This is a genomic window from Hymenobacter nivis (assembly GCF_003149515.1).
GTDB classification, from domain to species: Bacteria; Bacteroidota; Bacteroidia; order Cytophagales; family Hymenobacteraceae; genus Hymenobacter; species Hymenobacter nivis.
Map to the genome: position 1 here is coordinate 1,131,834 of NZ_CP029145.1, position 12,105 is coordinate 1,143,938.

The window sequence follows — 12,105 nt, forward strand, 5'->3', positions numbered from 1 at the left end:
ATAGGGGAACGGGGTCACCCAAAAAGACAGTTATACCAGGTAATTCGGGCACAAGCAAAATGGAGCATGGCCAGGTAGTTTTCGGGCTTTTTGGCCCAGCGGATGAGCAGGTGGCGGAAGCGGTTGAGCCAGGAGTGGGTCCGCTCCACGACCCAACGGCGGGCTTTCTGGCCGGCTTTTTTGGCTTGGACCTCTTCCCCGCGCGGGCGGATGTGGGCCGTGTAGCCGTGGGCCGCGACGATTTCCCGGACCTGGTTATAGTCGTAGCCGGCATCCAGGCACAGGTGTTGCTCGCCGCCGCCGGCGCGGTGGGCATCGCGGGCGGCTTCAGCCGCCGGGGGTAGGCTCGTCAACGTGGGTTCCGTCAACTTCATGTCGTGCCGGTTGGCTCCGTCGAGCACCAGGCCCACGGGGATGCCCCGCGCCTCGGTCAGCAGGCTGCGCTTGACCCCGCCTTTGCCCCGATCCGTGGGGTTGGCCCCGATCCGTGGGGTTGGCCCCGGTTTTTTTTTCCGCCCAACGGCGCTTTGTGCAGCGAGCCGTCGAGGGAATTCCACTCAAAATCGAGGCCAATCAAGTCCTCGTAGTCCTGTAGGGCTACGTCCCAGAGCCGGGCAAAAACCCCAGCCTGCACCCACTCTTGGAACCGGCTGTGGGCCGTCGAACCCGAACAGATGCCGGTCGCACTCAGCGCCTTCCACTGACACCCCGTGCGCAGCACAAAGAAAATCCCGTCCAGCACCTGCCGGTTCGGCACCCGCTGCCGGTGACGGCCCAAGGGATGTGCTTTGGGCACATGCACGGGCAAATGAGCGGACAAGCGCTCCCAAAGCGTGTCCGAAATACGAAATTCTTGAACCGTAGCCATACCCCTAAAATACAACTGACTTTTTCCTATTCGGATAGCCTCTTAGGGTAGATGGCGTCTGGGTGAAATTTATATATACCGCGCACCACACGTTCGGCAGTGTATAATTGTTGAGAATCCATTCGTAAAACTACTGTTTCTCGAACGACTTCCCTACCTACACCAACGGCCCTGAAAACGTAGTTTTCAAGGCCGTTTTGTGAGGGGGTTTTTCGAACGCACCTGTTGGGTCAGAAAGTACCGGTTTCCTAATAATGATTCAGAACCTACTTCCTGAGCTACTGAGGCACCCCCTATGCTAGCCTTTACTCATCAGAGGGAGCCTCAGTATGGCGCACCTTTCAGCGCCGATTCAGGTTCCCCTGTCCGGCCATTAATCAAACTTTGGACGACACGGCCGGCTCGGTGCTAAACCAGTACTTCGTGCTGGCTCGCCGGCCGTTTTCAGGACGCGGCCGCTGGGCCACGAAGCATTTTCTAGTGTGCTGGTTTTCCGTTCTCCGAGACGGTCCCAAACAGATAAGCCACCGCCACTTGAAACGACCGGTTGTACAGGGTACCGTTCGCCGCTGCCCCGCCGGCGGGGTATTGGTCGGCCGCTATGTTGCGCCGTCCCACGCTGTAGCTGGCTTGCACGAGCACCCCACCGGCGAGGTAGCCCAGCCCCCCTTGTAAGCCAGCGTCCGTGGAATGGGCGTAATAGTTGCCGCTCCCGCCCACAAAGGTGTCACCGGCCACCACCGGGCGCTCGGCGCCGCCGGAAGAATTCGCCCCGACCTGCACGGCAAGCGATTGCCGACCCCCTTGCAGAAAACTTACGTAGCCCCCCGCGAACACGCGGGGCCCCTGCCCCGTGGCCCGCAAGCAATACGTGAGGTTTAGGGGAAACTTCAGGTAGTCGAGCCGCACGTTGTTCTCGGAACTGAAGCTCCCGGAGTCCTCTTGGTGGGTGTGGAAGCCCTCTTGGCAATAGAGCGCGCTCGGCACCAGGGCGAAGTGGCCACTCTCCACGGCACCGGTCAAGCCCGCCGCGAAGCCCATGCGGTAAAGGTCAGAACTGGTGCCCGACGCACTGGACGGGCGGGTGAAGTGCGCCGTGGCGACGGTGAGCCCGGCCAGCGGACCGCCGCTAAACCGAATCTGTGCCCGGGCAGCCGTAGCGCCAAGTAGCACGAAGCCACCAATGGCAAAAGAGTTAAGCAGGTATTTCACGGAGTAATTTCATAGCCCACTGGCGCGAGAAGCAAACGTCGCGGTGCCAAACATAAGGCTTGTTCAGCAATGGGCGCCTCGGCAAGAAACCAAAGAAATATCATTATCCTAACACAAGGTAGAATAGATTGATGCAATATCACTTTACCTGTAATAATGTTACGCAGACTATTTAGCGCGAGTCTTAGAATTATTCCTTCACATAATGTCTGTTATAAGCAAAGTCCCGGAATAAGGACGGTTTTGGCACTCCTGAATCAAGCGCTGCCGGCGTGGTACTTTGCCGGGGGACCGGGGGCCAATTTAGGCGTTTACGAAACTCATGCTCTTGGCGCGTTTCGTGAACTTTGAATCGTAGACGGGTTTCTTAAACTCGTACCGCCCCGTAGCAGGCACTTGGCCACCAGATGTCGGGCTGCTGCTGGTCGTTTAGGGAAAGGAGCGTTAACCTTGTTTAGGGCATCACGACGCGCGGGGAAGGCAACCGCTCTTCAGGGTCGTACTGTGCGCCTAATTCGGCTGCGTTTTGTTCCACCGTGGTCGGGAAGCCGACTCGCTGACGGTCGCGGTTGACCCGCGCCGGGTGCTGCACAGGCCACACCACTTGCGTGCCGTCCTTGCGCACCCAGTTGGCGGCTTGGGTTCCGTAGCGTTGCTTTTTGCCCGAAAACATGCGCAAGCGGTCCTCCATCGTTGCCGCGTCCGTGGCTTGGGCCTCCCCCTGCCGAACCAAGCGACGCAGGGCCGGCAGGTGCTGTGCAATCGTCGCGCGGCCCGCGTGTTGCACAACCAAGTACACCGTGCGCGCGGCCGTGTCGCCCACCTGGCTGCGGGCGGGCCAGCCCGTGGTGGCCAGCAGCTGGCGCACGTACACTTGATTCACGGAATCCGTGACGTGCATTTGCTGAAACAAGGGCGCGGCCGCCGGCGAGTCCATACCCACGGCCATGATGGAAGTGCGAATCTGCTGGTCTCGTTGGTAAATCCGGTGCAGTTCCTGGCGGATGGCGTGGTAGTCGGAAAGAGCGGCGGGGCGGGTGACTTGGCAGCCGACAAGCAGCACAACCACTACCCCGGCAAAGTACGTGTGGCGCATGGCGGCAAAGGTCGGCCGCGCGAGGCAATGTTACCCAGCTGACCAAGCGCCCTTGTAATTCGGTAGCCTTTAGCTGTTCAGCGAAAGGGTCCCAATAGTAGCCACTACAGCAGATTACTCAGCTTGTCAGCTGTGGACCTCATTTCCACCTTTCGGAGGTTGTCCAGAATCTGGTGGGCGGTGCGGGGCGGGTTTTTCAGTCGGGCGACCAGCAGCAGAAAGGCTTCCACCGCTTTTTTGGGGTTCAGATCGATCAGATTAGCCACGAAGGCATCTGGGTGCTGGGCTTCTACGTCGTATGGGCGGAGAGCCGCGGCCGGGAAATCCTTCAAGTTAGCGGTGACAATCACGTCGGCCTGGCACCGAATGGCGGCGGCCAGCAAATGCCGGTCGTCCGCGTCGGGCAACGTGAGGCCTTCGATGAGGGGCTCAAAGTGCACCACTTCCGCGTCGGGAAAGGCCGCGCACATGGCGGCCTTGGTCTTCTCCAGTTGGTCGGCGCGCAGGTCGGGTCGGTTGAGCAGCAGATTCCGAATCCATTCGGCGTGTATGGTCGACGTCCACTTCGGCGTGTAGAGGTGCGCCGCGGCCAAGTGCAGCAATAAGTCCCGGATCGGCGCGGGATAGAGCACACAGGCGTCCAAGACGGCAACGAACCGGGCCGAATGAATCATTCGTAGCCCAGGTTAAGCTCCTGGGCTTGTTGGGCCAGGAAATGCAGGTGCTGGGCCTGGTGGGCCGCTTGGCGGGCTTCGTAGGCGAGCAAGTCGGCCAGTTGAATCCGGCGGTGGCTCCCCACTTTTTTAAACGGCAGGGCACCTTGTTCCACGAGCTTGACCAGGTGGGGGCGGGAGACGTTGAGCATGTCGGCCGCTTGCTGGGTGCTGAGTTCCGAATCAGAGGGAATCAACGACAAGGCCTTGCCCTGGGCCATGCTGGAGAGGATAAACTCCAGCAATTCCAACGCCTTGCGGGGGATGGCAATGGCTACCTCACTTTCCTGCAGCCGAATGGTGACTGCTTCCGACCGCTTTTTCTTGATGGCTTGGGCAAAATGCGCGAGCGAGGCACCCGCCACTTTTTGGTCCCGTAGGGATGGTCTCTCGAGAATAGCTTCCATAACAGTTCGATTAGCGTTCACAAAGCTAAACGAAATAAACGAAACAAAGATTTCGCAAACCTGTCAATTAAGTGCTTGTTCAAATTTATTTCGGCAATGTCAGGTTGCAAATTGGATGGTGAATTGGCGGCCAACGCGGTCGAGAATGTGCCACACAGCGGTTTTGAGGGTTTTGAAATCGGCGTAGGCTTCGGGCCGCAGCCACTCGTATTTGACTTTGCGCCAGAGGGTCTCGATTTTGTTGAGGTGAGGGCTGTAGGTGGGCAGGTAGAAAATGTGCACGTCGCGGTCCTCCCAGTCCTGCAGCCGCGCTTGAAACGCGGCGGTGTGGTGCAGGCGGGCATTGTCGAGGACCAGTACCGTGGGCCGGGTGCGGGTCGCGACCCAGGCGTCGAGCGTGTCAATGACAAAGGCCGCATCCACGCTTCCCTCACGGGCGGCGGTGTGCAACTCGTTGGTGGTGGCGTTGAACAAGCCCAACACGTTGAAGCGCTGGCTATGGCGGGGCTGGGTGGCAACGTGTTCGCCGGGAAATTGCCAGCCGTACGGGATGGCCGAGGTCAGGCAAAAGCCGGATTCATCGCCGTAGAACAGGTCAAGCGCGCCTGCTTGCTCCAACTCTTGCACCTGGCGCAACTGGTGGGCTTTGAAGGCGTAGTCGTCCGGGTCCTGGGCCGGTTTCAGCCCGTGGCGGAAGCGCCGCCATTTGCCCCCACACTTTTTAAAAAACGCTTCAGCGTCAGGGCCGAGAAATCTTTGCGCAGTTCCTGACGCAGCACGGCGGTCACGTCTTTGAGTTGCTGGCGGTTGGCGCGCACAGCGGCTTCCACGCGCTGCTGGTCGGCGGGCTGCAGGATAGCCGGCCGACCTTGCCCTTTGGCGTTGGCCAAGCCCGCTAAGCCGCCCTGTTCCCAGCGGTTAAACCAGCCGTACACCGTGCCCTGGCTCACGTTCAGCAGGGCCGCCAGCGCGGGGACCGACTGCCCGTCCGCGCTCCACAACAAGCCTTGGCAACGGGCGCGGAACTGGTGCTGCGGGTGATGGTGACGGCCAGCTTCCAGCGTAGTCCGTTCCGCAGCGTCCAAGGAAATGTAGCGTTTTTGCATCTTCAAAGTAACAACCAATCCATTAGTTAATTTTGAACAAGCACTTAGTAAATGAGACGTCTATGAAAAGGACGGAAGGTAAACGAGGCCTGTTCACGGAAAGGAGCGTTTGGGAAGGAGCTCCGAAATCGTGGGCCGACCGGTGGGGGGAGTAGCTTTGCCGCTTTCCCCTGTCCGATGAACACCAAACTCTTGCTCGGTGCCAGCGCCGGGCTCATGGCCGCGGTTGGCCTGGTCCTTCAATTTGCTCCACAGGAGGTGTTGGCGTACGCGGGCTACCCAGCCCGGGGCCTGGCCCCGGTCGCGGTCCAATTGCTCGGGGCCCTGTACCTGGGCTTCGCCTTGCTGAATTGGATGGCCAAAGGCGTGCGCATGGGGGGCATCTACGCCCGCCCCTTGGCCGTGGGCAACCTGCTGCACTTTGTCGCGGGCGCCCTCGCGCTCTTCCGTTATGCCATCCGGACCCCGACCGGGGCCGGGGGGTGGGCGTGGGTGGCCGGGTACGCGCTCGGGGCCGGGCTTTTTGGCGCGGTGCTGTTCATCTCGCCCCGCCTCGAGTCGGTGCCCGAGCGGGGCTAATCGGCGTTCAGCGAAAGGGTGGGACCGCAAACGAGTTGACTTTAAGGAATGGAGGGCATGACTTAAGTTAGCGCATTGCTTTGTGTCGTATCCGTATCCGCATCAAACTCGCTGCGACCAATCCCCAAGCATTTGGCCCGAGAACACCCCGGGGAAAGGGCTATGCTGCACCCTTGCTGCACCCCGGTGCCGGAAAAGAGGCGGCCTTGACCCATGGTGCTGGGTTGCGGTGGCAATAGGCCGTCGCATTTCACTTGGGCGTTTTGTGATTAACCGCCGCTTCACGCTTTTTCAACCGGCTGCGGTGCCGAGCCGGCCGTGGCAAAACAGTCCACCTGCCGCACTTCCTGTTCCGTGTCCGCAAGCCGTGGGGACAACCCATGCTAAAGGAAGACCATGCTAAAGTAAGACTTGCGTCAATCCGGCGTTAACCCAAAACAATGAAAAGAAGAACCTTCCTTAAAAATACGTCTTTAACGGCAATGGGCGTCAGTGCATTGGGTCTACTGGCTTCCTACAGTAAACCTGTTGGTTCAGGCAACACGCTTACCGTAAACCAACAGCGCCTCCTCACCCGCCTTGTTGAACTGTCCAAATTCGGCCGGAACGACCAGGGCCACGGCTACCGGGTTGCGTTTACCCAAGGCGACCTGGAAGGCCGGGCGTGGTTCATGGCGCTGATGAAAAAGGCGGGGCTTGACCCAGCGATTGACGCCGCGGGCAACATCATCGGCAAACGAAAAGGAAAAAACCCCTCGCTCAAACCCATTGCCTTCGGTTCGCACCTGGACATGGTTCCCGACGGGGGCAACTACGACGGCCCGTTGGGTTCCATCGGTGCCTTGGAAGTCATTGAGGTGCTGAACGAACACAAAACGCTCACCGAGCACCCGCTGGAAGTCATCATTTTTGCCAACGAAGAAGGCGGCACCATTGGCAGCATGGCCATGGCGGGCCGGTTGACCGCCGCGGGGTTGCACCAAAAAAGCCAAAGCGGGTTGACCATGGCGGAAGGAATCAAGGCGATCGGAGGCAATCCGGACAACATTTCGTCGTGCGTCCGAAAAAAAGGGGACCTGCGCGCTTGGTTGGAATTACACATCGAACAAGGGGGCATTTTGGCGCGGGAAAATGTGCAGGTCGGCGTGGTGGAAGGCATTGTGGGCATTGTGCACTGGGAAGTTACCGTGGAAGGTTTTGCCAACCACGCGGGCACCACCCCCATGAACCTGCGGCAAGACGCCTTGCTGGCGTCCGCCAGACTAATCATCGCGGTCAATGAGGTTATCGGCTCGGTACCAGGAAACCAGGTGGGCACCATTGGCAAAATGGACCTAACCCCCGGGGCGTACAATGTCATTCCCGGCAAAGTGGTCCTGGGGTTGGAGATTCGGGATTTATCCGCCGGTAAAATTGAAACGCTCTTTCGGGAGATAGAAAAACGGGCCGCAGCCATCGCCCTGGAAAGCAAAACCACCATCCGGTTTGCTCGGCAAGCAAACGAATCACAACCGGCCCTCACGAACAAGGCACTGCAGCAAGCCGTCCAGGCCTCCGCCAAAGCCTTGGGTCTTAGCACGAAATTAATGCAAAGTGGTGCGGGCCATGATTCCCAAGAAATTGCCTGGATTGCTCCGGTGGCTATGATTTTCGTTCCCAGTGTGGGGGGCATCAGCCATTCGTACAAAGAATTCACCAAACCGGAGGCCCTGGCCAACGGAGCGAATGTGCTTTTGCAAACGATCCTGGCCATTGACAAGGCGAAGGAATCATCAACACACGCTTGATTGCTATTGGGCATCGCCACCTACTGCTTGACCCAAAACGGGCGCTAAAACAGTCGAAGGCCCGGCTCATTACGACCCAAGGACGGAATCGTTTGGAGCATGAATTAGAAGAAGCGGACCTTGACTTCCAGAAGTCGGACCAGCCTTCTTTAGCGTATGCCATGGCAATGCGTGTTCAGCCAAACGGTGTTTTGTGCGGTCTAGAATCATGCAAACTTCAGATAAGAGCTGTTTTTAATGTTTATGCAAGAAGCGGGTAGCAGCCATGGTGTCTAAAATCAAGTAGGCATCAAAATAACGGCTCTGTTAATGTTTGCTTGGGAATCGGTATGTTTGTACTTCACCCAGGCCGCCGCCCTTGCCCCATCCCGATGAGTTATGCAATAAACCCGGACCGGAACCAGCCCTGGAATGGCCTGCCGGAATTGCCCCTGGTGGCGGAAGTGGTGGAAACCGTGGAAATCCTAGGCCAATTGGTCAAGGCCCGGGCTGCACTGGGGCGGTTGCAGGGCCGGAGCGCGGTGATTCCCAACCAAGGGCTGTTGATTAACAGCATCAGCTTGCAAGAGGCCAAGGCGTCCAGTGCCATCGAAAACATCTTTACCACCGACGACGAGCTTTACAAAGCGTACAGCGAGCAGGCCACGGCGACGACGGAAGGCGCGCCCAAGGAAGTGCTGCGCTACCGCGAGGCCCTGTGGCACGGGCACGAGTACCTGCGGGACCGTCCGGCCATTGACGCCGGCTATTTCCCGCAGATATACCGGCAAATCACGCAGGCCACCGACGGCATCCGCCCGCCCAGCGCGCTGATTTACATCAAGCAGGGCGGCTCCGGCCCCAACGCGGGGAAGGCGGCCTACACGCCCCCGCGGGGCAAGGGCATCTTGGAGGCTAAGCTGGAAAACCTGCTCGCGTTCCTGAACGACGACGCACGCTTCCCCCTGGACCCGGTGCTGAAGATGGCCATTGGCCATTTTCAATTCGAAGCCATTCACCCGTTTCGCGACGGCAATGGCCGCACGGGCCGGGTGTTCAACATCCACTACCTCACTCACAAAGGGCTGCTGGACTACCCCATCCTGTTTTTGAGCCGCTACATCATGGACCACAAGGCCGACTACTACGCCTTGCTGGCGGGCGTGTCGCAGCGAGGCGACTGGAAATCCTGGCTGCTGTACATGCTGCGGGCCGTCGAAACCACGGCCACCCTGACCTATGATAAAATCAACGACCTGGTGGCGGCCAAGGACGCCATTTTGCAGGCCGTGGTGACCGAGACCCAGATGGAGCGCCCCGAACAGCTGGTCAACAGCCTATTCACCCAGCCCTTTACCAAAGTAAAGCACCTCACGGACGAGCGCTTGTACGTCGAGAACACGGCGCGCAAGTACCTCAATCAGTTGGTGGACATGGGCATTCTGGCCAAGAAGGTCATCTCCGGCCATCACTACTACCAGAACTTGGAACTGCATCGCATTCTGAGTGAATAGTTCACGGAAAGGAGGGTATGCCCATACCCCTAGAAGGTAACTGAGGGGGAAACCACAGCTGAAACGCACTGCCGGTCCCCTCTACGGAATGAACCTGAATGCTGCCCTGGTGCAGCTGCATGATTTGCTTGGCCAAACTTAGCCCAATCCCGGAGCCGTTGGGACGGGTGGTGAAAAAAGGAATAAAGATGCTGTCCAGCACGTCGGCGGGAATACCGCTCCCGTTGTCTTTCACCTCAATAACCACCCGTTCCTGTTCATCGGGCCAGGCCCGCAGGCTAATGCGCGGGTTAGGGGTTTGGGTGACTGCCTGCGCCGCATTGAGCACCAGATTGATGAGCACTTGCTCTAGTAAGTGGCCGTCGGCGTGCAGGCTGAGGTGCGCGGGCCGGACGCTGAGGGTGACCTCGATGCCTTGCGCAGCCAGTTGTTCCGCCAGGAGCTGCCAGATGGCCTGGAGCAATTCCTGCACATAAAGGGTGGTGCGCTGCGGCGAGGCCAGGGTGCTAAAGTCCCGGTACACCTGGGCGAAGCGCAACAGCCCTTCGCTGCGCTGCTGGATGATGCGAATGCCGGTAACCAAATCGTCGAGCAATTCGGCGGAGGCTTCCTGCTGCCGGGCGCGCTGCACGTGGCGGCCCAACGAATCGGCCAGCGAAGTAATGGGGGCGACCGAGTTCATAATTTCGTGCGTCATGACCCGTAGCAGTTGCTGCCAGGCAGCCGTTTCGGTATCCGCCAGGGCCTGGCTCACGTTTTTGAAGGCCAGGAGGGTGAAGGCTTCGCCGCGTAGCTTAAACTGGGTGGCGGACACGAGCAGCTGCACCGTTTGGGGACCCACCGTCAGCTTCACCACTACGGGCTGGCCGGGTAGGGCCCGGCATATGGCCTCGTACAGGACTGGTTGCCGGGATTGCAGCGCCTTAATATTTTTCAGGTAAGGCAGGTGCAGCGTTTGTTTAAACGCCTCGTTCACCCAGGCCACGGTGCCCGCCGCGTCGTAGGACACGATGCCGGTATCGAGCAGCGCCAGGATGGTTTGCAGGTATTGAAACTGTCCTTCCTGCTCGGCCCGCAACTCCCGAAACGTGGCGTTGACCTGGTTGAAGGCCGCGTGCAAGGGCCGGAGCGATGCCGGGACGGACTGCGCCGGGTACTGCCGCGAAAAATCCCGGTACTTCAGGGCCAGGGTAAAGTCGGACAGGGCCTGTTGGCCGCGCGTCAGGTAGCGGGCTAGGTCCAAGACCAGGATTAGCAACAGCACCAGGGCCCCAAAGGCTAGCCCGTAGGCGTGATGCAGCGTGACGTACCCGCCCCCAGCCAGCGCGGCCACCAGCAGTACCAACCGCCCCAGCAGGCGCACGTCCAGGCTATTAAATATCATGCTTGTCGAGCCGACGGTAGAGGGCGGTGCGGGTAAGGCCCAGCTCTTTGGCCGCTTTGGTGAGGTTGCCCTGGTGGCGCTCAATGGCCTGCTGGATGGTGTTTTTTTCCACTGCCAGCAACGGCAGCGGATGCTCCGCCGCGGTCGCAGCCGCCGCGGAAGCAGCCGCTGATTCGGGGTTCCGAAACGAGAAATCGGCCGGAAGCAGCACGGGGCCGGTCCCTAAGATAACGGCCCGCTCCACGGCGTGTTGCAGCTCCCGCACGTTGCCGGGCCAGGGGTGCTCCCGGAGCTTGCGCAGCGCAGCGGCACTGAATTCCGGCATGGGTTGCCGGTTGCGGGCAGCGTACACCTGCGCGAAGTGCTGGGCTAACAGGTGCACGTCGTCAGCCCGTTCGCGCAGGGGCGGCAGCGTGATTTCGACCGTATTAAGGCGGTACATCAAGTCCTGGCGAAAGGTGCCGCGGGCTACCAGGGCGTGCAACGGGGCGTTGGTGGCCGACAACAGCCGGATATCCACCGGTACGGGCACGTTGCTCCCAACGGGTACCACCTGGCGGTTTTGCAGGGCCGTGAGCAGCTTGGCCTGCTGCGGCAGGCCAATGTTGCCAATCTCGTCCAGAAACAAGGTTCCTCCGGTGGCAGCCTCGAATCGGCCCACGCGGCTGACCTGGGCATCCGTGAACGCGCCCTTTGTATGCCCGAACAACTCGCTTTCAAACAACCCTTCGCTGAGCGCGGCCACGTCGGCGGCCACGAAGGACTGGGCAGCTCGGCGCGACTGCTCGTGCAGGGATTTGGCGACCAATTCTTTGCCGGTGCCGTTTTCGCCAAGTAACAGCACGTTGGCTTCAGTCGGGGCGACCTTTTCGATGATGGCCCGCACGTCCTGCATGGCGGCTGACTCTCCCAGTAGCGTAGTAACGGCCGGCCCGGCCTGTTTTTTGGGGCTACCCCCACTCTTGCTGCCGGTTTTAGGTTGGAGAGCAGCGGCTAGCGTTTGCAGCAGCTGGTCGTTGTGCCAGGGCTTGAGCAGAAAATCGGTAGCGCCGGCCTTGAGGGCGCGCACCGCCGTGCGCACGTCGCCGTAGGCCGTCAGCAGGATAACCGCCGTGGTGGGGTCGTGCTCCCGGATGCGGCCCAGCCAGTAGAAGCCCTCATTGCCCGTCGCCTGGCCGCTGCGGTAATTCATGTCGAGCAGCACGGCATCAAAGGGCTGCTGGCGGAGCAGGGAAAGTAGCAGTTCCGGGTTTTTCTCCGTCACGACTTCCCGCACCTCCGGTTTGAGCAGCAGCTTGAGGGCGAACAGCACGTCGGGCTCGTCGTCCATTACCAGGATGCGGGCGTGCTTAGGAATCATGAAAAAAGTATGAATAAAACGGGGTCCGCTCAGAAAACGGGAAATATAGCGCGTTAAAGGCTGAGAAGAGGGGGTGGAGCTAATTGCCCGTTTCAAAACC

General features: G+C 59.8%; 11 protein-coding genes and 1 pseudogene. 3 read left to right on the top strand and 9 right to left on the bottom strand.

Annotation, left to right across the window (positions count from 1 at the left end):
* Positions 1 to 14: 14 nt before the first annotated feature.
* The 7 genes and pseudogenes from DDQ68_RS04910 to DDQ68_RS04940 form a co-directional block, all read right to left on the bottom strand.
* A pseudogene (locus tag DDQ68_RS04910) lies at positions 15 to 868 on the bottom strand (IS5 family transposase).
* A gap of 477 nt (positions 869 to 1,345) precedes the next feature.
* On the bottom strand, positions 1,346 to 2,080 hold the full coding sequence (locus DDQ68_RS04915; protein ID WP_109655313.1) for an outer membrane beta-barrel protein: 735 nt from the start codon (positions 2,078 to 2,080) through the stop codon (positions 1,346 to 1,348).
* Positions 2,081 to 2,534: 454 nt separating this feature from the next.
* Complete coding sequence (locus tag DDQ68_RS04920) at positions 2,535 to 3,176, bottom strand: DUF6624 domain-containing protein (protein ID WP_109655314.1); 642 nt, start codon at positions 3,174 to 3,176, stop codon at positions 2,535 to 2,537.
* A gap of 104 nt (positions 3,177 to 3,280) precedes the next feature.
* Positions 3,281 to 3,850 carry a VapC50 family PIN domain-containing toxin gene (locus tag DDQ68_RS04925; protein ID WP_109655315.1) on the bottom strand — a complete coding sequence of 190 codons (570 nt, stop codon included), beginning with the start codon at positions 3,848 to 3,850 and terminating at the stop codon, positions 3,281 to 3,283.
* Positions 3,847 to 4,296, bottom strand: a complete 450-nt coding sequence (locus DDQ68_RS04930; RefSeq protein WP_109655316.1) for a helix-turn-helix domain-containing protein — start codon at positions 4,294 to 4,296, stop codon at positions 3,847 to 3,849. The genes DDQ68_RS04925 and DDQ68_RS04930 overlap by 4 nt, the downstream gene beginning before the upstream one ends.
* 99 nt (positions 4,297 to 4,395) lie before the next feature.
* Positions 4,396 to 4,980: an IS630 family transposase gene (locus DDQ68_RS04935; protein ID WP_245897417.1), complete on the bottom strand. Its 585-nt coding sequence runs from the start codon at positions 4,978 to 4,980 to the stop codon at positions 4,396 to 4,398.
* Complete coding sequence (locus DDQ68_RS04940) at positions 4,977 to 5,402, bottom strand: helix-turn-helix domain-containing protein (protein WP_109655318.1); 426 nt, start codon at positions 5,400 to 5,402, stop codon at positions 4,977 to 4,979. Before DDQ68_RS04940 ends, DDQ68_RS04935 begins: the two co-directional genes overlap by 4 nt.
* 177 nt (positions 5,403 to 5,579) lie before the next feature.
* On the opposite strand from DDQ68_RS04940, the gene DDQ68_RS04945 reads away from it, so the two are divergent.
* From DDQ68_RS04945 to DDQ68_RS04955, 3 genes are all read left to right on the top strand, one after another.
* Positions 5,580 to 5,981: a hypothetical protein gene (locus tag DDQ68_RS04945; protein WP_109655319.1), complete on the top strand. Its 402-nt coding sequence runs from the start codon at positions 5,580 to 5,582 to the stop codon at positions 5,979 to 5,981.
* Between the two features lie 440 nt (positions 5,982 to 6,421).
* The gene (locus DDQ68_RS04950; protein WP_245897305.1) at positions 6,422 to 7,768 is read left to right on the top strand and encodes a Zn-dependent hydrolase; all 1,347 of its coding nucleotides are present in this window, start codon (positions 6,422 to 6,424) and stop codon (positions 7,766 to 7,768) included.
* A gap of 371 nt (positions 7,769 to 8,139) precedes the next feature.
* On the top strand, positions 8,140 to 9,261 hold the full coding sequence (locus DDQ68_RS04955) for a Fic family protein (protein WP_109655321.1): 1,122 nt from the start codon (positions 8,140 to 8,142) through the stop codon (positions 9,259 to 9,261).
* Position 9,262: 1 nt separating this feature from the next.
* On the opposite strand, the gene DDQ68_RS04960 is transcribed toward DDQ68_RS04955, so the two are convergent.
* A complete protein-coding gene (locus DDQ68_RS04960) occupies positions 9,263 to 10,645 on the bottom strand; it encodes a sensor histidine kinase (protein WP_109655322.1) in 1,383 nt (460 codons plus the stop codon).
* Entirely contained in the window at positions 10,635 to 12,005 is a 1,371-nt protein-coding gene (locus DDQ68_RS04965; protein WP_109655323.1) for a sigma-54-dependent transcriptional regulator, read from the bottom strand. The genes DDQ68_RS04960 and DDQ68_RS04965 overlap by 11 nt, the downstream gene beginning before the upstream one ends.
* Positions 12,006 to 12,105 lie beyond the last annotated feature (100 nt).